Source organism: Maribellus sp. CM-23 (assembly GCF_021354595.1).
Taxonomy (GTDB): domain Bacteria; phylum Bacteroidota; class Bacteroidia; order Bacteroidales; family Prolixibacteraceae; genus Draconibacterium.
Genome location: NZ_JADWYJ010000007.1, coordinates 114,185 through 139,842, shown reverse-complemented (window position 1 = coordinate 139,842; position 25,658 = coordinate 114,185). Strand labels below are relative to the sequence as shown.

Here is a 25,658-nt window from a genome sequence, read left to right as displayed (position 1 = left end):
ATAAACTGAGTAAGAAAGTCTCTGAACTTTAAACTCTAAACTTTAAACTAGTTATGTTTTCAGGAATAGTAGAAGAATACGGAACAGTGGTTGCCATCGAAAAAGATCAGGAAAACGTTCATTTTACGCTTACCTGTTCGTTTGCCGACCAATTGAAAGTTGACCAGAGTTTATCGCACAACGGTGTTTGTTTAACTGTGGTTTGGGTAGATAAAGCAGAGAAAAAATACAAAGTAACAGCGATTAAGGAAACGCTTCTGAAGTCAAACCTGGGCTTACTGGAAGTGGGTTCAAAAGTAAACCTCGAGCGTAGCATGATGATGAATGGTCGTCTGGATGGTCATATCGTTCAGGGCCATGTGGACCAGACAGCTGTGTGTAAAAAGGTGGAAGAAGCAGATGGTAGCTGGTACTACGCTTTTGAATACGATTTCGATATCGAAAAGGCAAAGCAAGGTTATATGACCGTAGAAAAAGGCTCGGTAACGGTTAATGGTGTCAGCCTTACCGTGGTGAATTCAAAGGACAATTCGTTCCAGGTGGCGATTATTCCGTTTACGCATGAAGTAACCAACTTTCATACGTTTAAAGAAGGTTCGGTGATCAACATCGAATTCGACATCATCGGAAAATACCTGAGCAAGCTGAATTCTTACAGTAGCTAAGTAATTTCAAAAAGAAATAGCAGAAGGCCCGTTTTTCGGGCCTTTTTTTTGAACCAAGCGCCCACATACCTGTTATTTGCGGAAGATTGGGTAACTTAGAGACATGAATCCTACAGCACTAATAACAGGCGCATCGAAACGAATAGGCAAGGCTGTTTCGCAACATCTGGCAGCAAACGGATGGAATGTAATCATTCATTTTAACCGTTCGGCAGAAGATGCGATCACCCTTGTCCGGAAGTTGGGCGAAAAGTACCCGAAACAACTGTTTTCATCGGTTACAGCCAATTTGAGCGAAGGGCATGAAGTGGAAAGCCTTATTCCGAATATTGTTTCAAAATCAGGCCCTTTTGAGCTGCTGATCAACAATGCTTCGGTTTTTGACAAAAGTTACCTGCGGGAAACATCGGCAAAGCTGTTCGACAGCCAGCTGGATGTAAACCTGAAGGCTCCTTTTTTGCTGATCCGTGACTTTGCTGTGTATTGTAAAAAGGGAAACATCATCAATTTTGTGGATACCCGAATTAGCGGAAACACTTCCAACTTTGCAGCTTACACCCTGTCGAAAAAGGCTTTGTGGGAACTGACAAAGATGGCTGCTTTGGAGTTTGCCCCTGCAATCCGGGTGAATGCGATTGCTCCGGGAGTTACGCTGGCTCCGGTGGATGAGGATGAAGACTACCTTCAAAATCTTGCACAAAATATCCCGATGAAACAACCGGGTGGTGTGGTGCCAATTCTGAACAGTATCGATTTTATCTTGAAAAATACGCACCTAACCGGGCAACTTTTGTTTGCTGACGGGGGCGAAAACCTTGGAAAAAACATTGAATAAATGGCGATAATACGTGTAAAAAAACTGTTGATCAGAACCTACATCGGGTTCAATCCTGAAGAGCTGGTAAATAAGCAGGATGTGGTGATCAATATTGAAATTGAAACAGATATTCCTGCTTCGGCGCTGGAATCGGATGAGCCGGATGGCATTTTTGATTACAAGACCATCACGAAAAAAGTGATTGCTTTTGTTCAGGAAGGGCGGTTTAAGTTGCTGGAAGTTTTGACGCGGAATATTCTTGACTTGGTAATGGAGGACGAACGTGTCATTCGGGCAAAAGTGGAAGTCGATAAGCCACATGCGTTGCGTTTTGCCGAATCGGTTTCATTGGAAATGGAGGCTAAAAGATGAATACGGTGATTGTCGGCATTGGGTCGAACATCAATGCTGAGAAAAACATTCCCCAAATGATGGAGATACTTCGCACCAAAGTAGAAGTAGTGAAAGTTTCACACATGATCAGAACCAAGGCGGTGGGAATTACAGATCAGCCAGACTACACCAATGGTGCGGTAAAAATAAATACTGAACGAGACCGGAAGGAACTGACAAAGTTGTTAAAATCGATTGAAGACCAACTGGGGCGCGACCGTACTGGGCCTAAATTCGGGCCCCGGACCATGGATCTCGACATCGTGGTTTGGAACGGTGAAATAGTCGATAAGGACTACTACACACGCGATTTTTTACAGAAAAGTGTGGATGAAGTTCAGTGAGGCTTGCTAAATTGCTACGCCTGATTTTTCAGGAACAGTTCGTTCAAACCGTTTATCCCGTTTATCTCCTCCAGATCGCTTACCACGAAATCGGCACCGTTTTCGGCAAGTTCATCTTCATTATTCTCGCGTGCAATTCCGAGTGTCAATCCAAATTTTCCTTTTGCACCGGCCTGAACACCCGAAACAGCATCTTCCACAACGATTGATTTGGTAGGCGTTGATCCCAGCATTTCGCAGGCAGTGGTAAAAATATCGGGTTCCGGTTTCCCGTGCAACCCGAGTTCTGCAGAAACTACCCCGTCAACACGGGCGCCAAATGCAGACAACAGATCGAGCGCTTCAAGAACTGGCGCGCAGTTTTTACTCGATGATGCTACGCCCAGTTTAATTCCCGCAGCTGTAAGGTCCTCCAACAACTTTGCGGTGGATTCGTAAACTTCTACACCATCGCGGGCAATTACTTCGTTAAAAGCATCGTTTTTGCGGTTTCCGAGGCCGCAAATGGTTTCTTTTCCTGCTTCATCCGAAGGATCGCCAAAAGGAATGGAAATATTCCTGGATTCAAGAAATGAGGCAACGCCTTTGTAGCGCGGTTTGCCGTCAACATAAGCGAGGTAGTCGCTTTGGGTAAATTCATTAAACTTTTCGTTGTTCCTGTCTGCCCGGGCCTGAAGAAATTCATCAAACATCTTTTTCCATGCTGCTGCATGAGTAATCGCTGTTTTGGTGATCACCCCGTCCATGTCAAAAATTACCGCTTCGAATGCCAGTTTTCCCATTTTCTGTTGTTTTTATTTCCTGTGCAAAATTAGTGGTTTTTTTAGATGATAATGAAATGACTGCAAAACTGATATTTGTCCTGTGGAAATTGCGGGAAAGCTTCTTACCTTTGTTCGAAATACTGGACATGTTTAAATTTTTACTGGCCATATTTCTTCACAACCGCCGCTACCTGAATATCAAAAACAGGGATTCTTTTAGATTGTAGATTTCAGATTCGTGATTTAGGATTTCAGATTTCATATGCAGTTAACCATCCTAAATTTTATTTAGTAAATCATTATTTAATTTTCTTACAAAAGAACATCGATTTCGAATTGCATGTTTGGTTTTATATGGAACCATCGCAATTCATCAATCGTTGATCATCATTCATAAATCAGATTTAAATGGAATTACCTTTTGCAGAATCATATAGAATAAAAATGGTGGAACCCATTTTCAAAAGCACCCGCGAACAACGCGAACAGTGGATCAAAGACGCACATTACAATTTATTTAACCTGAAAAGCGAACAGGTTTACATTGATTTGCTTACCGATAGCGGAACCGGCGCTATGAGTCACAATCAGTGGGCTGCCATGATGACGGGAGACGAAAGTTACGCCGGATCTTCGTCGTATTACAACCTGAAAAATGCCATTCGTGATATTTTGGGATTTGAGTATTTTCTTCCGACACACCAAGGCCGGGCAGCCGAGAATGTTTTGTTTTCGGTTTTGGTGAAACCTGGAAATGTGGTGCCCGGAAATAGCCATTTTGATACAACCAAAGGCCACATCGAATACCGAAGTGCTTCAGCGATTGATTGCACAATCGACGAGGCGTTCGATACCGAATCGCTGCATCCGTTTAAGGGCAATATCGATTTGGAAAAGCTGGAAAGTGTTTATTCTACCTATCAGCACGACGAAATTCCGATGGTGATTGTAACGCTTACCTGCAATACCTCCGGCGGGCAACCGGTATCGATGCAGAATTTGAAAGACGTTTCCCGGCTTTCAAAAAAGTACGGGATTAAAGTGGTATTCGACTCTGCGCGTTTTGCCGAGAATGCCTGGTTTATCAAGGAACGGGAGCCGGGGTACGAAGAAAAGTCCATTCGTGAAATTGTAGCAGAAATGTTTTCATATGCCGATGCAATGACCATGAGCAGCAAAAAAGACGGCATTGTAAACATCGGTGGGTTTATTGCCATGAAAGACGAGGAGCTATTTCAAAATGCTTCGGTATTCAACATTATGTACGAAGGCTTTAATACTTACGGCGGAATGGCCGGACGCGATATGAATGCGCTTTCTGTTGGCTTGAACGAAGTAACCGACGAGCATTACCTCGAAAACCGTGTTAAACAGGTGGAGTATTTGGGAAACAGGTTGATGGAGTGGGGGATTCCGGTTCAGAAACCTATTGGCGGACATGCGGTTTTTGTAGATGCCCGGAAATTTCTGAAACACGTTCCGAAAGAAGAATACATTGCGCAAACGCTCGCAATTGAGCTTTATCTTGAAGCGGGTGTGCGCGGGGTTGAGGTAGGTACTTTGCTGGCCGACCGCGATCCGAAATCCGGAGAAAACCGTTTCCCGAAGCTTGAAATGTTACGCCTGGCGATTCCGCGCCGAACCTATACAAACAACCATATGGATGTGGTGGCAGTGGCGCTGAAAAATATCTTTGACCGCCGGGAAAAGATCGTACACGGCTTCCGAATTGAAAAAGAAGCGCCCATTATGCGGCACTTTACGGTGGAGCTTGAACGAATCGATTAGTTCTTTTTGATGGCATGTTCTTCAATAAACTCGTTGAAGTTCATGCCATAGTTTTCCCCCATGCTTTTTTTGTAACGGGTACAGAACGATTCAAATTGAAACTTGGCTAGGTACAGATTATTGGCCTGCTGGTGCGCCCAAATTTGCAGCGAAACAGCTTCTTCGCTTAGTTCGTCGTAGTCGAGCATGCGTTGGGCTACTTTTTCCACCTCGTTGATCCGGTTCTCTTTTTGTAAATAGGTTCCCAGTTTCAACAGGTGGTCCATAACCTGGTTTCCGATAAATCCGCGAATATCGTCCAGCCAGGGCCAGTCAATTCCTTTTAAAAGGCTGCCATCTTTCACCAGTAAGTAAAAGGTATCGAGCTGTTTTCGGGTCATTCCTTCAGGAATTGTGCACAACTTGAAAGCTTCCAGGTAGTCGCACGACAGGTTGCCTGAAACTTTTAATTGTAAAAAGCCATTGTTCGAGTTGATTTCAATCGCGTTTAACTGAACAAGTATTTTACGGAGCTTGTTAAGTGTTACTGCCCGGTTGTTCGCAATCTTCCGGTCCTGTATTCCTGCCCACAAACAAGAATCAACATCTGAAATCGGAACGCCCATTTTGTTGCGCACAGAGCCGATCAGGATGTAAATAAAGAGTTCCTTTACCTTTGGGGTGAACAAAGAGCTAATGTCTTCTCCTTTGTCGTTCATAACCTGAAAATCGCCAAAAAGGCGTATGTGATTCTCGAAGCTGGGTTTTTGTACTTCAAATCCCTGGTAGTGGTTCTTTGTCTTTCTACGGATGATCATTACCCAAAAAAGAAGAACAAATACCAGGAGAATCAATAAGGAAAAACCGATATAAAGTGGTTGAATAAAATTTCGTTGTTTTTTATCTTTTTCCGGCAATGCCAGTATCTCTTCATCCAATGCCAGCCGGCTGATTTCCTCGTTTCCAAGCGGACGGTTCCAGATGTTAAGGTTGTCGATGTAGCCGCGCATGCTTGCTCCATTCGAAAGCGCGCTGCCTATGTGTAGGTCGCTTGTGCCCGAATACGGTGGATGCCCGTCTGATCCGCCAACGTATTTGCCGTTCAGGAAAATAGCTTGTTGCCCGGTTTCAATGATGTAGCGCCAGGTGAGGTGAAACCAGGTATTGTTCTTTAATACTTCTTCCGACATAAAATCGTTCGACCACAGCCCAAAATAAGGATGCCCGGAACGTAAAACCAGGTGCATTCCGCGACGATAACCCTGCTCGTTGTTCCCAAGAATCGCATTGTCGCCAAACTCCAGTATGTCGGTGAATTTTACAAAGCAGCTGACCGTAAAACTGCTGTTGGGAAGCTTGTACAATTCCGGGTTTCCGATAAACACTTGGGCATTTTCAGGAAGTTTGAGCACGGTTCCCCTGTCGATATCCTGGCTAAAAGAATAGTTGGTACCAGTATATTTCTGTTCCGGATTGACATTGTCGATCAGGTTTCCGTCGAAGTTGAAATTGGCCGTTAATCCCTGGTTAAGGCCAAGCGGCGAGGCCAAGACCGAATACTCCTCGGGCAGCGCCATTTCGGCGGTAACAATTAGTTGAGCCGGCGTCATGCTGTAACCGGGGGCAAAAGGCGAAAGAATTACTTCTTCGCCACCGCGTATTGGAAAACTGAATTTACCTCCTGAAATCAGAACTTCGGGGTTTTTCCAGTAAACTCGTTCGAGGTTTTTCCCAACCGTCCGAACCTGTCCTTTTACGTCGTTGAATGAGTTCAGCTGTGATACCAGGAAGTCAAAACTAATAATCGCATTGCCAACACTGATGAAATTGGGTTTCTTGCCGTACTTGGTCCAGCTGTCAAGCAGAAAGTTCACATAATCGGGCACCTGGTTTTTTCCCAGCCTGTTGGAAACAACACCCGTCGGAAGATTTTGAAAATCATTGATTTTAAAGAGTTCCTTGTTGATATTTGATTCGGAACTCAGAATTACGGAGTTGGGTGTGATCTGACTGGCTGATATTTCCAGTGCATAATTTTTTACCGGGTGAAGGATTCTGCTCTCGTTGGTCGTGTTGCCTTCCACAAAAAATATAATACGGCGGTTTGCTTGTACCAGGTAATTGATGGATGGCCATGTTTCTCCCTGCGGTAAATAGAAAATACGATCAGAAATGGAAGAAGCATTAATTACTGAATCCAGAAAGTGGATATTCCCGTCAAAGTGAATGAAGATCGGAACTATTTTGGATTCTTTTTTATCTATTATACTTCTTATTTGGTCCAAAACAGCTGTCATCTCGATGGCGCTGTTTTGCAGGTAAGCATAATTTCCGGTGCTGTCTATTTCAAGCTCAATACCCACCCAGTCGTTTGCCTCTACAAAGCTCCACAAGCGGTTATTGGAAAGATCATTTTCACTGATATTGGCAATAAGGAAAGTGTTGTCGGCAAAATCAGTAGCACTGGATGAAATGGTCAGAAACAGACTCATCCAGGTAAAAATGATTCCGATATAACAGCTGGGTTTGTTCATTTTAACGGTCGCTTATTCCTTAATTTGCTATTATTTTTCCCTCAAATATATCAAAAATGAGCATAACTGAAATATTTGACAACAAAAGTTAAGATTTTGTAATAAATTTTTAATCAATAATTTGCGCTTCGTATTAATGGGAAATTAAGAGTCATTTAAGCTGTCGATGGTGTTTGGGTTAAGGTCGTGCTAATCACGTGCGTGTATATTGGTGCTTCAATTCTATTTTGGGATGACAGATAAAACAATCAAACGAAGGCATTACCTTATTTTTATAGCGGGAGGATTAAGCGTTATCCTTTTTCTTTTGCTTTTTAACAAAACCGTAGAATATACTTCTACCGATGAGTTTTGTAACAGTTGTCATGTTCACACACATGCAGAGGCAAGTTGGCGATTATCGGTTCATAATAATACCTCAAGCGGCGTATCGGTAAGATGTGTCGATTGCCATTTACCTCCCGAAGATCAAACAGCCTATTTCCTTACCCGGAAAGCATATCACGGATTTCACGATTTGTACGTATATCTTACAAAAGATGCCGATGAGATTGATTGGGCAGCCAAGCGATCAAACGAGGCTGCTAAACGATTTGTTTACGAAGACGGATGTGTAAAATGCCACACTAATCTTTTTCCCAGCACATTGAGCGCTCAGGGCGGACAGCAACACCTGAAATACATACGCGAACCCGAAAAAAACTCCTGTTTACAGTGTCATCACGAGATGGGGCATTACCGGGGTGAAAATACCGGCTTTGCTGCTGATGAGGACAATGCAAGCCCAAAAGAAGTTTTTAAGGAGCTTACAGTCGTAACAGATTTCGCAACTTTTGAGGAAAAGATTCCGGGCACTGACGTTTCATTTAAAATGATGGCGGTTCCCGGGGGACAGTTTAAAATGGGTAGCCCGCAAGACGAGCCTTATCGCAGAAAAGATGAAGGGCCAGTGCGCGAAGTGGCTGTTGACAGTTTCTGGATGGCAGAGATTGAAGTTTCGTGGGATGAGTACCTGGCGTTTTTCTCGGCTACCAGTTCGCAGGGAAGGAAAGAGGCCGTTGAGGTAGACGAAGAAACCGATGGGGTTTCCGGAGCAACACCACCCTGGGGAGCGCCAGACCAGGGCTGGGGAAAAGGAAGCCGTCCGGCAATCACCATGAGTCACCATGCTGCGGAAACATATTGTCGCTGGTTGAGCCAGGTGACGGGCCGGAAATACCGTCTGCCAACGGAAGCGGAATGGGAATATGCTGCACGCGGAGGAAGCCAGACTGCTTATTTCTTTGAGGGTTCTCCAAAAGATTATGAGGCCGATGGCTTTTTGAAAAAGTTGCTGGGGGCCAATACCGAATTATTCAGCAAATACGTGGTTTGGAACGGCAACAGCCCGGGGAAAACACAACAGCCGGATATCGTGGAGGCCAATCCGTTTGGATTAAAAAATATGTTGGGGAACGTTGCCGAATTCTGTCTGGATTATTACGATCCCTCGGTTTACGGAAAGTACCCCAAGGGAGTTGTCCATAACCCGCGTGGACCAAGGAGCGGCAACGAGCATGTGGTTCGCGGAGGCTCGTTCAAAAATACACCTAAGGATTTAAGGCTGGCACGTCGCGATTTTACCAGAACTACTGACTGGCTGGTAACCGACCCGCAGATACCAAAGAGTATCTGGTGGTACTCCGATGTTAAGAGTGTAGGTTTTAGGGTGCTTTGCGAATATCATCCTGATGAATTAAAAAATACAGAAAAATAAAAACAATCAACCATGGATAAGAATCAACTATCACGTAGAAATTTTCTCGGAAAATCGGCCATAATTGGAGCAGCCGGTGTGATCGGAATGAGTGCCTTGAGCTCTTGTTCTGCCAAAAGCCAAACGGTTGATTATGAATTTCCTCCATTGCTAGACCTGGCTCCCGACGGGAAGCCTTTAAAGGCGGGTTTGGTAGGTTGCGGAAACCGGGGAACCGGGGCTGCACTTAACTTTTTGGCAGCCGGGCACGACTTGCATTTGGTCGCTTTGGCTGATGTTTTTGAAGACAAAGTGTGGGATTGCCGCAATAAACTGATGAAACAACGGGTGGAAGTTCCGGAGCAAAATTGTTTTTGGGGCTTTGACGGCTACAAAGAATTGATGGCTTTGGATTTGGACGTGGTGATCCTGGCAACGCCTCCGCATTTCAGACCGACACATTTTGATGCGGCTATTCAGGCCAAAAAGAATGTATTTCTGGAAAAGCCGGTTTGTGTTGACCCGGTGGGAGCTCGCCAGATTATTGCAACGGCCAAAAAAGCCGAAAACCTGGGATTAACTGTTATCACCGGAACACAACGTCGTCATCAGCGCGATTACCTGGAAACCTACAAACAGGTAGCAGGTGGTGCCATTGGCGATCTGGTTGCTGCCAAGGCTTTCTGGATGCAGTCGCACGTATGGTTCCGGACCCGCGAAGAGGGTTGGAGCGACATGGAATACATGCTGCGCAACTGGAATAATTTCTGCTGGTTGTGTGGCGATCATATCCTGGATACACATGTACATAATATCGATATCATAAATTGGTTTATGGGGAAACATCCGGAAGAGGCGGTCGGTTTTGGGGGCCGCGCTCACCGGTTGACCGGCGACCAGTACGATTACTTTTCCATTGATTTTGATTTTGGAAACGGTGTTTTCTCTCATAGCTTTTCGCGTCAGATTGATGGATGTGCCAACCAATTGGGCGAGTTGATTATGGGAACGGAAGGCTACACCAATTGTAAAAATACGATTTACAATCCGGACGGGTCGGTTAAGTGGACCTACGAATATCCGAAAGATAAAGATGGGCGCTCAACCGGTGTGGTAAAAGTTTCTCCTTATGTACAGGAACATATTCACCTGGTGACTGCGATCAGAACCAATAAACCGGTGGTGGAAGCAGAACGGACCGCTGTTTCAACGTTAACGGCCATTATGGGTAGAACGGCCGCTTATACGGGGCAGAAAGTAACGTGGGAAGAAATGATGACCTCGAACATGAAACTGGGACCTGAAAAGTATGAAATGGGACCCGTAGATATGGACTTTCCGGTGCCGGTGCCCGGAACACAGCACAAAGCTTAAAAAAGAGTAGAGATGATTTCCATAGTTATACCGCTTTACAACGAAAGCATTTTGGTCGACCGTCTTTTGCAGGAGGTGATCAAAAATGTGAAGGCTGAAAAAGAGCCGTTCGAAGTGGTGTGTGTTGACGATGGAAGCACAGACGATACGCTGAACAAATTATTGATGTTCAGAAAGGAAGCTCCGGAGGTGAAAGTGATTTCGTTGTCCAGGAACTTTGGTCTACAGGCTGCTATAACCGCAGGACTGGAGTTTTCCAAAGGAGAAAGGGTAGTGATCATGGATGGCGATTTACAGGATCCTCCGGAAGTGATTCCGCAGCTTCTTCAGAAAATGAAAGAAACCAGTTGCGATGTTGTTTCTGCCGTTCGGAGCAAGCGAATGGAGAACTTCAGCAAGCGTTTCTTCATCAAAGTTTTTCATAAAATATTCAGCAGCATTTCGGAAGGGAACCAGGTAGAGCAAAGCGGAAATTTCTGTTTGTTAAGCCGCAAAGCCGTTCAATCTGTTTTGGCTTTCTCGGAGCGAAACCGGTATTTTCCGGGTATTCGGAATTTTATCGGGTTTCAGCATGAGTTTGTAATGTACGACCGTGCCGACCGCGCTGAGGGGGAAGCAAAGATGACCAGCAGAAAATTATTTTCGCTGGCTGCTGATGCTATTTATTCCTTCTCGAAATGGCCGATAAAAGCCTGCCTTTACCTGGGGTTACTCGGGGTGGTAGTTTTCCTGCTGGCCATTGTATATACGCTGATTTCGAAATTCACAGGGCTTGCACCTTTTGGCTGGTCTTCCACTTTTTTGGCCATCAGCTTTTTTGGATCGGTGCAGCTTACTTTCCTGGGGCTGATCGGCGAATACATTTTCCGCATCTACAAAGAAGTTCAAAAGCGGCCTGTGTACCTGGTGAAACAGGTTTTTGATGATTCTGCAAACGACCATGAAGTCAATATTAAAATAAATCAAACAAAAAGATCTGATGCATAAAACATCCGACATATTCACGGCACGTAATGTGTTTGTCTTCAGCCTGATTTTGGCTGAGACAATACTGGCATTGCTGGCTCCCAAAGCCGCTGTGAATGTGGATGAAATGCTGCACTATCCTCACGCTAAAAAAGTAGTAAACTGGTACTATACGGGCGGAGAGGATGCGTCGTGTCTGGATACGCCGGTTGACAATCTCAAGTATTACGGGCAATCGGTTGACAATTTTACAGCGTTATTTAATCGTATTTTCTCGGTTGATAACGAATTCCTTACCCGGCATTTTACCGGCGCATTTTTCTTTTGGTTGTTGCTTTTGGTAGCAGGCCTTTTGGGAAAAGAATTGAGTGGCTCGTACTGGGTTTCGGCTTTGGTGGTACTTTCACTGATGGTAACTCCACGGCTTTTCGGACAGGCTTTTGGCAACCTGAAAGACATTCCGTTTGCTGTCGGATACCTGGCCGGGGTAATGTTTATCATCCGTTTTCTGAAAGAGCTGCCGCAACCCAGATGGAAAACAGCCATTCTGCTGGGATTAAGCATTGCATTTACCTGTTCGGTGCGCATTGGCGGGCTGATTCTCTTCGCTTATTTAGGCCTGGGATTACTCACGATATTATTTGTAAAGCCTTTTTTACTTAAATATTTTATTTCAACTAAATCTTGTTTTGTAAGGCTTGCGGGCCAGGTTTTAGTAATAGCGGTTACCGGTTACTTTATCGGGCTGTTATTCTGGCCCTTCGCCTTGCAGGATGTCTGGCGCCATCCGCTCGAAAGTCTCTCCATGATGGAACACTACAAGGTAAGCATCAAACAGATTTTTGAAGGATCGGTAACCTGGAGTTCACAGTTGCCGTGGAAGTATCTTCCGCACTGGTTTTGGATAACAACACCCGAGTTTGTCTTACTGGGTTTGATATATTTTGTCGCCTTTTTAACCTATATGTTTACTAAGCTATTTGACGAACAACTCTTTTTAGAGTTGTTCGTGTTTTTTACACTTGCTTTCCCGGTTGTTTACGTCATCGTTATAGGCTCGAACCTTTACAGCGGAATACGTCAAATGCTGTTTGTTGTGCCGGTGATGGTCGTACTGGCCTCTCTTGGTTTTTACAAGATGATCCGGTCGCAAAAAAGCAGAGGAAGAAAGATTCCGTATTTGCTTTTGTTTTTTGGGGTGATGTTGTTACCGATGGTGCACCAGGCAAAGACTTTCCCGGTCGACTATGTGTATTTTAACCATGTAAGCGGTGGAAATAAAAAGGCCTGGAGCAACTTTGAATACGATTACTATTTCCACGGAATGAAGGAGGCCACCGACTATCTTTTAAACGAGATAGGCGATGAAGAAGCGATAGTGGCCATGAATTGTCAGTTGCCTAATTATTTTGAGAAAATACCGAACGTGTCGTTTCAATACACCCGCTATCTTGAACGTAGCTCAAGCAACTGGGATTATGCCCTGTTTGGCGTAAACTATATTCACCCGTGGCAACTGAAACACAATACCTGGCAGTCGGCAAAAATCAAAAAAATATTTTACCACAAGGGAAATCCGTTGGTGGTGTTATTGGAGCGCGGAGAAAAAGACGATCTGCATGGAATAGAGGCCGTAAAAAGCGGTAGTTGGGACGAAGGGGAGAAAATATTGCAAAAAGCATTTGAAAATGAGCCGAATAATGTTTGGATCTGTGTAAATTTGGCCAACCTTAAAATGGCTCAGGGTAAGTTTGCAGAGGTGGATAACTGGCTTCAGAAGGGAAGGGCCATTCATCCGTTTTATGAACCCTTGTATTTGATCGAAGCGCAAAAGCTTTACGATCAGGGAAGTTACGCGGGGAGTTTGGCCGTTTTGAACCAGCTGATAGAAATAAATCCCCGGTATGCAAGTGCCGGCCCTTTATTCAGAAAAGTGAAAGAGAAACTAAGTATAAATCAGAATTAAAAAAACGTTGAAAATGAAAAGAGTAATTGCTTTGATCGGATTGTTTATTATGAGTTTACCCACTTTGTTAATGGCCCAGGAACAGGGAACATACATTGAAAATCTGGGAGCGCAAGACAGTTCGTATATGGAAGAGGATCTGTTAAGCCCGGTTCAACAATCATCGGGTTCAAATTCAACCGTAATTATTGTAATCGTGGTGGTGGTAATTGTGGCCGCTGTTGCATTTTTCCTTTTGAAGAAAAAGAAAAAGTAAATAATTATTTCTTTATCAAGTGATTGAAATAAAAAACCCGGCTTTAAGACCGGGTTTTTTGTTGGGATCGTATTTGATTATCCAATTTTTTCAATCGCGGTTTTTATTCTGTCAATGGATTCTTCTTGTCCGAGAAGTTCACAAATCACAAACAAATCGGGCCCCATATTGCCTCCCACCAGGCACAGGCGAAGCGGGTTCATAACGACGCCAAAACCCCATTCTTTTTCGTTCATAAATGCTGAAAATGCTTCTTTTATCACATCGGCTTTCCATTCAGAAACCGAAGCAAAAACATCCGCAATAGCCAGTAATTTCTCAGGTGTATCTTCTTTCCAGCGTTTGCTAATGGTTTTTTCGTCGTATGATTCAGGCGCTAGGAAGAAATACGAACTCTGTTCCCAGATATCAGTAACAAATTCGCAGCGTTCTTTTACCTCTGAAACCACCGCAAGTATCTTTTCGTCGGATGCGGCTACGCCTTTCTTTTCAAGGACTGGCTTAAATAACTGAGCCAATTCCTGTGCTTCCTTTTGCTGAAAGTAATGTTTGTTGAACCATTTGGCTTTTTCGGGGTCAAAGCGCGACCCTGATTTTACCACGCGGTCGAGGCTAAACAATCCGCTCAATTCTTCGATAGAAAAGAACTCCTGGTCGTTGCCCGGGCTCCATCCCAGCAGTGCGAGCAAGTTGATAAATGCTTCCGGGAAATAGCCATCTTCGCGGTAACCACGCGAAATATCGCCTGTTTCCGGGTCGGTCCAAAGCAGTGGAAATACGGGGAAGCCCATTTTATCTCCATCGCGTTTGCTAAGTTTTCCTTTACCAACCGGTTTCAAAATCAAGGGTAAATGAGCAAAACGCGGACGGGTATCTTCCCATCCAAAAGCTTTGTAAAGTAAAACGTGCAATGGCATCGATGGTAACCATTCTTCGCCGCGGATAACATGTGTGATTTCCATCAAATGGTCATCCACCACATTGGCCAGGTGGTAAGTTGGCATTCCGTCGGATTTGAAAAGAACCTTGTCATCCAGACTTTTTGTGGTATTAAAAGTTACACTGCCACGAATTAAATCCTCTTCCGTTACATCAGTGTCTTCGGGCATTTTAAAACGGATAACATAGGCTTGGCCACCGGCAATTTTATCCTCAACTTCTTTTGCTGAAAGCTTCAATGAGTTGTTGAGTTGCTCGCGGGTACCAATTCCGTACGAGAATGTTTCTTTGATGGCTTCTGCCTCTTTTCTCAGCGTTTCAATTTCTTCCGGAGTGTCGAAAGCATAGTAAGCCCAACCGCTCTCGATCAGCTGATCGGCATATTTTTTATAAATTTCTTTACGCTCACTTTGTCTGTAGGGGCCAAAGTTTCCTCCAATTCCGGGGCCTTCCACCGGATTTAGTCCGCACCACGTCAAGCTTTCAATGATGTATTCCTCGGCGCCGGGTACATAACGGTTTTGGTCGGTATCTTCAATGCGAAGGATGAAATCACCTCCGTGTTTTTTGGCAAACAGGTAATTGAAAAGGGCTGTGCGAACACCTCCCATGTGCAAAGGTCCTGTTGGACTGGGGGCAAAACGTACCCTCACTTTTCTTTCGCTCATTGTCTTGATATTAATTCGGTGCAAAGATAAAAATTTAGGAATGATTAGAGATTGGAATCTGAATTCCTCTAGTGAAATGGAAAATGTATCTGTAAAAACGAGTGTTGTGTTAATACTACTAAGGTGAAACTTATTTTCTGCTTTTTATCACTGTTTATCTTTTGGGTATTTTTTTACTTTGTAACAGTTAATTTTTAAAAATATCCGAAAGTATGTATGGCAAAATGAAACAAGACCTTCAGCAGACGCTTGAACAGCTGAAAGAGCAGGGCTTGTATAAAACAGAGAGGATCATTACTTCTTCTCAAAGTTCAGAGATTAGTGTGTCTTCGGGGCAAGAAGTATTGAATTTTTGTGCCAATAATTACCTGGGACTGGCCAACAACCCGGAGGTAGTGAAAGCTGCACAGGATATTATGAACGACTGGGGTTTTGGACTTTCGTCGGTACGCTTTATTTGCGGAACCCAGGATATTCATAAGCAACTGGAGGAAAAGGTTTCTGAGTTTTTGGGAACTGAAGACACCATATTGTATTGTGCCTGTTTTGATGCCAACGGCGGGGTTTTTGAACCATTGCTGGGCGAAGATTCAGCCATTATTTCTGATGAACTGAACCACGCTTCGATTATTGACGGTGTTCGTTTGTGCAAGGCGCAGCGTTTTCGTTACAAGCATTCGAACATGGATGAGTTGGAGCAGTGTCTGAAAGATGCTGCCGGAGCCACTTACCGCCTGATTGTTACTGACGGTGTTTTCTCGATGGACGGTGACCTGGCAAAATTGCCTGAAATTGTTGCCCTAGCTGAAAAATACGATGCTTTGATTATGGTAGACGAGTCGCATGCTACGGGTTACATTGGTAAAACAGGCCGCGGTACGGCAGAGCACTATGATTTGCTGGGAAAAATAGACATCATCACCACCACTTTCGGAAAAGCAATGGGAGGTGGCAACGGAGGATGTACTTCGGGTCGTAAAGAGATCATCGATATGTTGCGTCAGCGTTCGCGTCCGTATTTGTTCTCCAATACGCTTGCACCGGCAACCGTGGGGGCTACCTTAAAAGTAATTGAAATGCTTTCGGGTTCTTCTGATCTTCCGGCCAAAACAATGGCCAATGCCAAGCGTTTCCGCTCCAAAATGGAAGCTGCGGGTTTTGACCTGGTGAAAGGAGATACCGCCATTGTGCCGGTAATGCTTTACGACGAGCCTTTGGCGATCAAATTTGCCGACGAACTGCTAAAAGAAGGTGTTTATGTGATCGGATTCTGTTTCCCGGTGGTACCTCGTGGTAAGGCCAGGATTCGGGTTCAATTGTCTGCTGCCCATTCGTTTGAGCAAATCGACAAGGCCGTTGATGCCTTCATTAAAGTGGGAAAAAAACTGGAAATTATATAGTCCTATATAAGTTGTGTTAAAACCGGGGACGCTCTTTTGGGCGTCCTTTTTTTGTTGCTTTTTTTACTATTTGCAGCATCAATTTACGATTTAAAGGTTGGTTTGAGGGGAAAAAGATCACATTTGCGGTGTGGTTTTGTAACCCAAAAAGTCATATAACATTCTTAAAAATATCCGGGATAGCACGTTGAATACGACTGATTCCGACCCCAAGGAATGAAACTAAATGCCCAAAAAAAGGTGGTCTCTGAAAAGAGCCACCTTTTTGCTTTATGGTAGAATTACTTTCAGACTTCAAATGAATCCACTTTCCGGTAAGCTTCAATAAGTGCCAGTTCACCTTCTTTTCCGCCGATACTTTTTCCATGCTCGCAACACAGTACTCCGTCGTAGCCTTTGTTGTAAATGTGTTTGAAAATATTTTTGTAGTTGATCTCGCCGGTGGTTGGTTCTTTTCTGCCGGGATTGTCGCCAATGTGAAAAGCTCCGATGTAATCCCAGCACAGATCCATGTTCATGATCAGGTTCCCTTCTGTTATCTGCTGGTGGTACATATCGTTCACAATTTTACAGCTCGGGTGATTCACGGCCACGCAGATCATTTTAGCCTGTGGCATTTTGGTCAGAAACAGTCTTGGGTGATCCACCTGGTGATTGAGAGGCTCCAAAACCAGCTCCAAACCTGTTTTTCCGGCTACCTCGCAGCAGGCACGCATGTTTTCAATGACGTTAATTGTTTGGTAATCCCAATCCATCTTTTCGTCGTAAATGCCCGGAGTAATCAGCCCGGTTTTTGCCCCGGTCCGCTTTTGCACTTCAAGCGCTTCGGCTGTTTTAGTCTGTAGAAGCTTCTTAACTTCCGGATCGTTGGTTACCATGTATTTGGCGCCGTGGTCGGCATATACGATAAACGGCCCCAAATCCATTCCAAGCCGGGCAAGTTCGTTCCCGATTTTTTCCTGCATTTCAGGTGTTCTGCCTGCCAGGCCGTTGTCAAAAACGGCACGGAAGCCCTGATCAGCAATAAACTTAATGTTTTCAATGGGATCGTTGCCCACATGGTTGCTAAACATGCCAAGATGCGGCGCATATTTCAGTTTAAATTTGGCCGTATTGGAACTTCCGGCAGCCGAGGCCGAAGTTCCGAGCATGGTTCCCAAACCGCTCAATGCGATGCCACTGGCTGCAGTATTCCTGATAAAGTTTCTTCGTTTCATTATAATGATGGTTTAAAATAATTTTCTGGTCGAGCTTTAAAAGTAAAGAATATTCTGTTTGGTGCCTCATTTGGGCGCCTCACTTTAGTTAAAAATTCAAGTTTGCTCCTATGTATTTCGGGAATTGATAAGGGCCGGTGATAATCCTTATAAGCTGGCATTAATTTGTGTTGATTTTGTAAGCTATTGACTCAGATTATTTTAAGTCTTAACTTTGTTTGGTTAGTACCATTAAATCATCCGTCCGAAGGACGCTTTATGAAATCGAGAAGATCGAAAGCAGGATTTAATTTCAGCTGGATTCTAATTGTTGCCCTGCTGATTTTACTGTATTCTTCTTACTTCCTTTTGTACATTCCAAAGCAGGAGATGTTGGTGAAGGAACGTGGGTTCAGGATATTGGAGGAGTATGCCGAAAACATTCACAAGAAAAAAGACTACTACAAAACCCATGTTCAGAATTATGGCCCTTACTATGCATTGCGTCCCTGGCTGGATTCGTTATCAAAAGCATTTACGCAAACTGACACTAATTTTGATTCGCTTCAGATTGCAGATGTTATCACGAGCCTCGAGAAAAAGATTCGCTTGGATAGCTGTTCAGTTGATGTCATTTCTTATTTAGGGGAAAAGGAGGAAAAATACATTGCATTTCCGGTGAATGAAGATCCATCGCAGATAAAAAGTATGGCGATTTGCGACGAGGTTTGCCACGGACAAAATTGCGCGTTGGTGCCCGTTGCCAAGTTAATGGAGAACCTGAAGTTTGACAAGCTTTTTGAGAACATTGCCTTTTTGGACAGAAAAGGGGTGATCGACAATTCGAACGGAAATGTGGTGAACGATATCACTAATTTTGATGCGCTGCTAAAAGATACGGTGGTGCGAAACCAGGGAGGAGTTTTCCAGGAGCTGGAAATACAGGGGATGGAAACTCATGTTTTGATCCTTCCCATTCGCTTTCTGAACCGGGATTTTTACCTGGCAGGCTTTATTTCGGATAAGGATTTTCGAAAGAAAACGCGGGCCATCAACAATCAGTTATTTACCATTTTGTCGGGAATATTGCTGTTGTTACTGGTTTGTATGCCAGTTTTGAAGATTGTGTTTATCAATAAAAAGGAGCGGATGAATGTCCGCGATGCCCACAATACAACGATTTCGGTCATTTTGGGAACCAGCATTCTTGTGCTGCTTTTTATCGGTACCATGAAATATTATTTTATAGACCGAAGTCAGGCAAACAAACGAATTGAGCATGTTTCCAAGCGCCTCACGTCTAACATCGAAAACGATCTTCAGCACTTGTTTTCGCTGACGGGCCGAATTATTCAGGACAAAGATGTTTCTTCGGACAGTTTGTTCAGTTACCTGGAAACTCCTAACTCTTATTACGTGGTCGACACAAGCATTTATGCCGATTACATACCCTTCAACGAGATCATTTTTATGAATGAGGATGGGAGGGCGGTAAAGGCAGTCACGCGCACTGCCTTTTCTAACCTGGTGCAACTCGATCTGAGCAACCGGAATTACTTCACCAACTTAAAGGAAGATTCAGGCTTGAGCTGGCCGTGGAAGGATGAAGGAAATGACAGTATCGACGCCTTTTTTATTGAGTCGATAAAATCGTACAATACCGGTTTTAAAGAAACAGCTCTTTCTTTCCGGCTGAAAAATTCGGTTTCGACGGGGAAGGGCAAAGCGCATTATTTTGCCATTACCTCGCATGTGCCGTCGTTTTACGACCAGGTACTTCCAAAAGACATGGCGTTTATGGTGATCGACCGGAAAGGGGAGGTGTTGTTTCATTCCAACCAGGCAAAAAATCTGCACGAGAATTTCCTGGTGGAGAGTAATTATCAGCCTCGTTTAGCGGGGGGAATCGACTACCGAACGGTGGAACGTGCGCGGATAACCTACAACGAAAGACAGTGGCTGGCACTTATTGTTCCGTTGAAAGGAGTTCCGCTGTACCATGTTACGCTGATCGACCTTCAGATGACAGACAATAAAAATACCCGCATTTATCTGTTTACCTTTTATTTCCTGCTTTTCACATTTCTCTGTATTGTTATTGGGATGCAGGTTATACAACGCCTGGGTACCAACTCCCGTTTCATGAGAACCAAAAACTGGTCGTTCGAATGGCTGATTTTTAACAAACAAAAAGGGCGGCTTTACCAAAAACTGATGCGGGTTTTACTGTTGCTGATCGGGTTTCAAATTGCGGGATCGTTTTTCCTGAAGAAACCTGTGGCCATTTTATTCTGTCAAATCGTTTTTATTGGCCTGGCAGCCCTTTGTTCGTATTTGGTATTGAAAAAGGAAAAGCGAAAAGCTGCATTGGTGTTACTGCTTGGTCTAAGCTTTCTGCCCCTACTGATTTTAAGTTTGCTGGGAGCCGGAAGTTTATTGTTTAGCCTGATTACCATTGGCGTTTTTATCCCGTTGCTGTTTATGCTGTATAATTTTGTGGCCAAGGTGAACCATAACTCCGAAAACAAATCGGACCTTGAAGTGGCAGCGGCACGAAATGCCTACTTGGTTTATATGTTTCTGTGGTTGTTGAATTTGTCGGTGGTGCCGGTTGTTTGCTACTATTATTCAGTAAAGTTTCAGGAAAATACATTGGCAGAAAAGGCCGAGATGATTCATGTGGCCAAAGCCAATCTGCAGTTGCACAATAGTCATTCTGAATCCCGGGAAGATACCTTTAAGGAGCCGGTTAACGGAAGCGGAATCGACAACCTGGTGGTTCGTTTGGAGAAGCGAAACCATCACGAAAAGGCAGAGAAGCCGGAGAACGATGGAGGTCAATCGTGGCTGGCAGGTGGCTTTACGGGGACCGAAACCTATTGTAGCAACCAAAATTTTGATATCCTTTACCGGGCATTGCGCAGCCCCTTAACCAAAGACGATTACCTGATGACGCTTTTACAGGAACACAATCTGGGCAAAGACTGGATTAAAAATGATTCGCTTGTTTATACAGCGCCATCGGCCAGCGGAACGGTCGTTGTTAAATCGAATACCGATTTTTTCAGTTTAGTGCTGGAGGCTTTAAAAAGGCTGGTTCTGTTGCTGATTCCGGCCCTGCTGCTGGGCGTTCTTTTATGGTATGCTTACACGTATATTGCAGAACTGGTACTCGGGACGATTGTGGGGAAGTGGAAATTACCCAACACTCCAACCTGGCAACAGTTGATTGAGAACGATGCTTTTGACCGGATTTTATTGATCACTTTTAAAGGAGAAAACTACCGGGAAGCGCTGAAAGGAAAAGTGGTTGACGTGGATGCCCGGGATGTGTTTGATGAGAAAAATTCGATTGACCGGACCCCGGACAAAAAACGGAAAACGGTTTGGGTGAGAGGCCTGGGTGAATATTTGCTTAGGGTCGACAAAGCCGATCAGATCATTTCGAAACTGAAATTGCTGGCGAGGCTCGAAAACTGCCGGATTATTTTTGAGTTGCCTTACGATATAGACCTGATCCGCGAAAAGTTGATGGAACAAATTTCGGAATTTAATCCTGCAGAAGAGGAGGAGTTGCATATTCATACCTACCTGAATGAACTAACTCTGCTGTTTAGCGGGTTCTATCGGTTTACGGGGGCGGTAGACAAAACTGCCATCGAGCGTGAATTGGATAAGCTACATCCCGAGGTGGAGGAAGCCGACGAAGAGTCGCGTATTTTGGCCGATGCACACATTATGAAGCTTTACTACGGCTATATATGGAACAACCTGAGTCGCATGGAGAAATTGATTTTGTTTGATCTGGCAGACGATGGAATGTTGAATTTCAAAAACCGTTTTCTGATCAACCGGCTGAAATCAAAAGGATTGATCGAATTGGACCCTTACCCGGCCATCTTTACTCCCGGCTTTCAGTATTTTCTGAAATACTCGATCGACCCGGACGAAACGACCCTGCTGGAACAGAAGTTAAGCAAAGAAGGCAAATGGAGAAATACGCGTTACCTTATACTCCTGCTTTTGATTCCGTTGGCTGCTTTTGTCTTTATCTCGCAGGGAACCTCCATCGAAAAAGTAATCGGTATCCTAACCGGTGTTCTGGCTCTTTTCTCAGGTGCCATGCGGATTATGGATAGCAGCTTGTTTCGGAGTGTTTCGTAAGTGGAGATATGTTAATATATAATGTTACTTCGTCATAATAATATTTATTTTCTAGTTAAGATGATGAGGAAGCATGATTTTCAATAGCAATATTTTCGTAAAGGTTAATGAGCAAAAGTGCAGATAATAAGTGGACGGTCATAAGTACAAGCGAAATATGAAACAGGTTGATTCTGCTTCCAAATTTACAACAACGAGTTTCTGTTTATAAACTATTACCTAATCAAATATTCTTCTCCTTTTGTTGTAACAAAAATGTCTTTACTCACCAATTTGATAGATGCTTTTTACTCATTAACCTTTAGGAAATAGAAAACACTTCTTTTCGAAGAATGCAGTTTAGTAATATGTCGGTTGATATCTTACATGGCATTTTACTTCTGATGTGAACCAATAGACGCTTAATTTATTGATTTATAGATAAAACTTCTGACTCTAATCCATCGATATTAATTTTTAGCCGTTTGTCCCCATAAACAACTGTCATCTCTTGCCTAGTTTCCGATAAATTCCACAACAGTATTGAACTTATTGAGGGGTACCAAGCACAGACTACTGGTAGGTCTTCCTTGACATAAGGAATGTCGGTTAGGGTTTCTACAATTTCATGCTTAAAAGAAAAAATATCATCCATGATTTCGGGAATATATTTCATTGCAGCCAAGTCTTTATATTCCGGGTTCCCATGAATGAGTTTGGTTCCACTGGTTTTTAGTTTTCCTTTAGTTACTGATCGAACGTCATATTCTGAAAGGAAAGTCCAACCATCTTCACCTAAAGCATCAGTTATTTCAAATGGTACTCCTGATGCAAGGAAGAGACTGTATGGCTGATCATTGCTAACATAGCGACTTGCATCTCCCCAATAATGTTTTAAAGGTCCTTTAGGAACCTGACCTGCTACCTTTTCATGGAGGCTTGCATTCTTAGTCATTGCAGGAGCAAGAGTTGACCAATATTCCAAAGGGAAAGAAGTCAGCCCACTCATAAACAGCGTATTTCGAACATCACTCAATAGAGACACATTTAGTTTGGCTGCCAGGTTTTTGGCCGATAGATTTTTGGGAGGATAAGCGGTTGTTTCACTAAATGCAAGTTCCGGAGTTACGAAACGCCTGTGAAAAAGGGAACTGAAAAGTTCATCTGTTTTGCCTTTGATTTTCCCAAATGAATTGTCATCGAACATCATTTCCCCTACACGCAACAGAGAATCCTTGTAGTCACTTAAACGGATCCCCGACTTTTCGGCACCTAAATACATCACCATTATCCCCAATTGGATGTCAGTTACAGAAGATTGCATTCGGTTATATTCAGAAGAAAGCTGGTCGCAAGTATAATTTACCCAAGAGTGTAGGACTTCTGTATGGTCACGTTCTTTTATATTGTGAAGCAGATCATTCCAGGAATTATTGTTATATCCATATTTATTCAGGAAGGCTTGCTTATGCTCTGAGCAAAAACATCCACCAATAATGCCGGGAAGCGTTCCGAGTCTAAAATCATCATCAAGGAATACTTTTTTAAAGCCAAAACCTTTTGATTTCTTCAACGCTTCAATATTTTCTTCAATAACTGGAGGGTGGATGGAAATACCGGAATACAAAGATCCGTCGGAAACAGTTGTTTTCTTCCAGTGTTTGGGAGTTATATTTGGAATTTCTCCTTCTATCCCTAAAGAACTGGATCCCTTGTGCGCCGATAGATTTGCGGGATGCCCCAGAGGCACATGTAGGATATGCGCTGCCACACCTGTTTCAATAAAGCGATTTTTCCAGAACTTAATCCTTTCTACCGGATAATACCAATACCCATTAATGTATCCGGTTAGCCAAACATGTGTAATTCCACTTTGAGAAATAAGAGCGAATAGGTCAGGGTTATTATCAAGAGAATAAGAACTGACAGATAAATGAAATGTTCTTACCTCGTTTTTTTTATTAAAAAAGCTTAGTGCACTCACCTGTTGAGTGCACAGTGCTCCACCGGCTAAAGCCAGAGAACTTATAAAATCTCTTCGTATCATTTTGATTGTTGTTAGCTAAATCTTTATTAAAATCATCCTCAATGGTAAGCTATTCAGTTAATTAATCTCGGTTGTTTTGATTACCAAAAGAGAAATGTCGTTCCTCAATTTAAGTTATGCGATCTGATCCAAAAAGCATAACTCAAAAACTGGATTTGTCACTTAATTTCCCAATCATCAGTACGGAATGAAGATGCTGGCAATCCCTGGGTATTATAAAGTTCTCCAACAACAAAGTCTTCAAAAGCATACCTTACAGCAACCGGTTTTTCAACCTTTGGCGAGAACAAAATAACCTCACTCCCTTTGATAAAAGCTTCAGCTGGCACAAAGTGTTTGTTTTCTCCAGCTATTTTGAAATTCACAAGTTTTTTCCCAAATGAAGTCAGACCATTTCCGGTGTGATCAAAAGTAAGTTTTGCGACTTGTCCATCAACAATCATTTCGTTAAACACTGGCCCTGAATACCCGAATCCTTTTTGGTCATAGGTTTTCGATAATGCAAGAAAAGCCAACCTTTCTCCGACCAATTTTTTGTTGGCTGGATGAACACTATTGCTCTCTCCAATATCCATTGTGCTGGCTAATCCGGTGTTTGGGGTTGCTGTTGATGCTTTAAGCTGGGCCTCCCGAAGAAAAGCGGAATTTAATCCCTGTCCTGGGTAAATGAAAGGAGCAATTTGCACAAAGAAAAAAGAAAAATCCCCAATTCCCCATGCTTTTCTCCAGTCTTGAATTAAACCATTCATAAGTTCTTCATACTGTTTCGGTTCATCTTTGTTTGATTCGCCCTGGTACCACAATGCTCCTTGAATAGTGTAGCCAACCATTGGAGCAATCATTGCATTAAAAAGAACGGTGGGAGTTTGTGGCGATAATTCTCCTTTCTCCTTTTTGTCGGGTAAGCTTACCCAGTCAAAACGTTTTAATTCGTTTTCACTTATCCAGGGTTCAATGCGTGTTCCTCCCCAACTTGAGCAAATAATTCCAATTGGTACATCCAATGTTTGCTGAATCATTTCAGCGAAAAAATAGCCTACTGCACTAAATTCTGCTACATTTTCAGGAGTACAGGGAGTCCACTCTCCCCGAAAATCAGCTTGGGGTTCAAGACTCTTTACCATGTCCACAGTAAATAGTCTGATCGCTTTATTAGTGGATGTGGCAATCGCTTTATTTGAACCATCAACCGGCTCGTTCCAATAGCCTTTCATTGGCATTTGCATATTTGACTGTCCCGAACAAATCCAAACTTCTCCAATTAAGATGTCATTTAGTGTTATCTTTTTGCCATCTGATATGGTTAAGGAATATGGACCGCCCGCAACTGGGGTCTGAATGGCCAACTCCCACTGGCCATTTTTGTTGGCTTTTGTAGAATAGCTTTTTTTATTCCATGATGTAACGACTGTTACTGTTTTGTTTGGAGTTGCTTCTCCCCAAATCGCAGCATTGGCTTGTTGCTGCAAAACCATATTGTCTCCAAAAATTGATGGGAGTTTAATGTCGGCCATTACCCACACCGGGGATAAACATAAGACTATGGCTATTGCGATAAAGTAGATGTGCTTCTTTTCCATGATTATAATTGTGTTTTAAGTTAGTATAGAGAGTTCTCAACATATCTGGGTTAGCTGATCGTTTTTGAATGCTAACCTTTTGAAACTGGTAAATTTTGTAAACA

18 protein-coding genes are annotated in these 25,658 nt (G+C 43.4%); 12 read left to right on the top strand and 6 right to left on the bottom strand.

What is annotated here, in order from left to right; genetic code table 11:
• Positions 1-53: 53 nt before the first annotated feature.
• The 4 genes from INQ51_RS20600 to folK all read left to right on the top strand — a co-directional run bounded on the left by INQ51_RS20600 (position 54) and on the right by folK (position 2,219).
• Positions 54-665: a riboflavin synthase gene (locus INQ51_RS20600; RefSeq protein ID WP_233379877.1), complete on the top strand. Its 612-nt coding sequence runs from the start codon at positions 54-56 to the stop codon at positions 663-665.
• Positions 666-768: 103 nt separating this feature from the next.
• A complete protein-coding gene (locus tag INQ51_RS20595) occupies positions 769-1,500 on the top strand; it encodes an SDR family NAD(P)-dependent oxidoreductase (protein WP_233379876.1) in 732 nt (243 codons plus the stop codon).
• Positions 1,501-1,854, top strand: coding sequence for a dihydroneopterin aldolase (locus INQ51_RS20590; RefSeq protein WP_233379875.1), 354 nt, complete (start codon positions 1,501-1,503; stop codon positions 1,852-1,854).
• On the top strand, positions 1,851-2,219 hold the full coding sequence (gene folK / locus INQ51_RS20585; RefSeq protein WP_233379874.1) for a 2-amino-4-hydroxy-6-hydroxymethyldihydropteridine diphosphokinase: 369 nt from the start codon (positions 1,851-1,853) through the stop codon (positions 2,217-2,219). Before INQ51_RS20590 ends, folK begins: the two co-directional genes overlap by 4 nt.
• A gap of 14 nt (positions 2,220-2,233) precedes the next feature.
• Here the strand turns inward: folK and INQ51_RS20580 are convergent, their stop codons facing one another.
• A complete protein-coding gene (locus INQ51_RS20580) occupies positions 2,234-3,001 on the bottom strand; it encodes a beta-phosphoglucomutase family hydrolase (protein ID WP_233379873.1) in 768 nt (255 codons plus the stop codon).
• Between the two features lie 390 nt (positions 3,002-3,391).
• On the opposite strand from INQ51_RS20580, the gene INQ51_RS20575 reads away from it, so the two are divergent.
• Positions 3,392-4,771, top strand: a complete 1,380-nt coding sequence (locus tag INQ51_RS20575; RefSeq protein WP_233379872.1) for a tryptophanase — start codon at positions 3,392-3,394, stop codon at positions 4,769-4,771.
• Here the strand turns inward: INQ51_RS20575 and INQ51_RS20570 are convergent.
• Positions 4,768-7,284 carry a LamG-like jellyroll fold domain-containing protein gene (locus INQ51_RS20570; RefSeq protein ID WP_233379871.1) on the bottom strand — a complete coding sequence of 839 codons (2,517 nt, stop codon included), beginning with the start codon at positions 7,282-7,284 and terminating at the stop codon, positions 4,768-4,770. The two genes, INQ51_RS20575 and INQ51_RS20570, sit on opposite strands and share 4 nt — an antisense overlap.
• 232 nt (positions 7,285-7,516) lie before the next feature.
• On the opposite strand from INQ51_RS20570, the gene INQ51_RS20565 reads away from it, so the two are divergent.
• Genes INQ51_RS20565 through INQ51_RS20545 form a run of 5 tightly spaced genes read left to right on the top strand, consistent with a single transcriptional unit; the run spans position 7,517 to position 13,581 of the window.
• Positions 7,517-9,040: an SUMF1/EgtB/PvdO family nonheme iron enzyme gene (locus tag INQ51_RS20565; protein WP_233379870.1), complete on the top strand. Its 1,524-nt coding sequence runs from the start codon at positions 7,517-7,519 to the stop codon at positions 9,038-9,040.
• Between the two features lie 12 nt (positions 9,041-9,052).
• Positions 9,053-10,393 carry a Gfo/Idh/MocA family protein gene (locus INQ51_RS20560; RefSeq protein ID WP_233379869.1) on the top strand — a complete coding sequence of 447 codons (1,341 nt, stop codon included), beginning with the start codon at positions 9,053-9,055 and terminating at the stop codon, positions 10,391-10,393.
• A 12-nt stretch (positions 10,394-10,405) separates the two neighbouring features.
• Positions 10,406-11,380: a glycosyltransferase family 2 protein gene (locus INQ51_RS20555; RefSeq protein ID WP_233379868.1), complete on the top strand. Its 975-nt coding sequence runs from the start codon at positions 10,406-10,408 to the stop codon at positions 11,378-11,380.
• The gene (locus tag INQ51_RS20550) at positions 11,373-13,325 is read left to right on the top strand and encodes a tetratricopeptide repeat protein (RefSeq protein WP_233379867.1); all 1,953 of its coding nucleotides are present in this window, start codon (positions 11,373-11,375) and stop codon (positions 13,323-13,325) included. Before INQ51_RS20555 ends, INQ51_RS20550 begins: the two co-directional genes overlap by 8 nt.
• 13 nt (positions 13,326-13,338) lie before the next feature.
• Positions 13,339-13,581 (top strand): LPXTG cell wall anchor domain-containing protein, encoded by a 243-nt coding sequence (locus INQ51_RS20545; protein ID WP_233379866.1) that lies wholly within the window; start codon positions 13,339-13,341, stop codon positions 13,579-13,581.
• A gap of 77 nt (positions 13,582-13,658) precedes the next feature.
• Here INQ51_RS20545 and gltX read toward each other — a convergent pair whose 3' ends face one another.
• Positions 13,659-15,188: a glutamate--tRNA ligase gene (gene gltX / locus INQ51_RS20540; protein WP_233379865.1), complete on the bottom strand. Its 1,530-nt coding sequence runs from the start codon at positions 15,186-15,188 to the stop codon at positions 13,659-13,661.
• Positions 15,189-15,400: 212 nt separating this feature from the next.
• Here gltX and kbl point away from each other — a divergent pair, with 212 nt between their 5' ends.
• On the top strand, positions 15,401-16,588 hold the full coding sequence (kbl, locus tag INQ51_RS20535) for a glycine C-acetyltransferase (RefSeq protein WP_410796534.1): 1,188 nt from the start codon (positions 15,401-15,403) through the stop codon (positions 16,586-16,588).
• 287 nt (positions 16,589-16,875) lie between these two features.
• On the opposite strand, the gene INQ51_RS20530 is transcribed toward kbl, so the two are convergent.
• Positions 16,876-17,805: a hydroxypyruvate isomerase family protein gene (locus INQ51_RS20530; protein ID WP_233379863.1), complete on the bottom strand. Its 930-nt coding sequence runs from the start codon at positions 17,803-17,805 to the stop codon at positions 16,876-16,878.
• A gap of 258 nt (positions 17,806-18,063) precedes the next feature.
• Between INQ51_RS20530 and INQ51_RS20525 the strand changes: the two genes are divergently transcribed.
• The gene (locus tag INQ51_RS20525) at positions 18,064-21,948 is read left to right on the top strand and encodes a hypothetical protein (protein ID WP_233379862.1); all 3,885 of its coding nucleotides are present in this window, start codon (positions 18,064-18,066) and stop codon (positions 21,946-21,948) included.
• Positions 21,949-22,354: 406 nt separating this feature from the next.
• Here the strand turns inward: INQ51_RS20525 and INQ51_RS20520 are convergent, their stop codons facing one another.
• Positions 22,355-23,974, bottom strand: coding sequence for a hypothetical protein (locus INQ51_RS20520; protein WP_233379861.1), 1,620 nt, complete (start codon positions 23,972-23,974; stop codon positions 22,355-22,357).
• Between the two features lie 158 nt (positions 23,975-24,132).
• Complete coding sequence (locus tag INQ51_RS20515; protein ID WP_233379860.1) at positions 24,133-25,554, bottom strand: sialate O-acetylesterase; 1,422 nt, start codon at positions 25,552-25,554, stop codon at positions 24,133-24,135.
• Between the last annotated feature and the right edge of the window lie 104 nt (positions 25,555-25,658).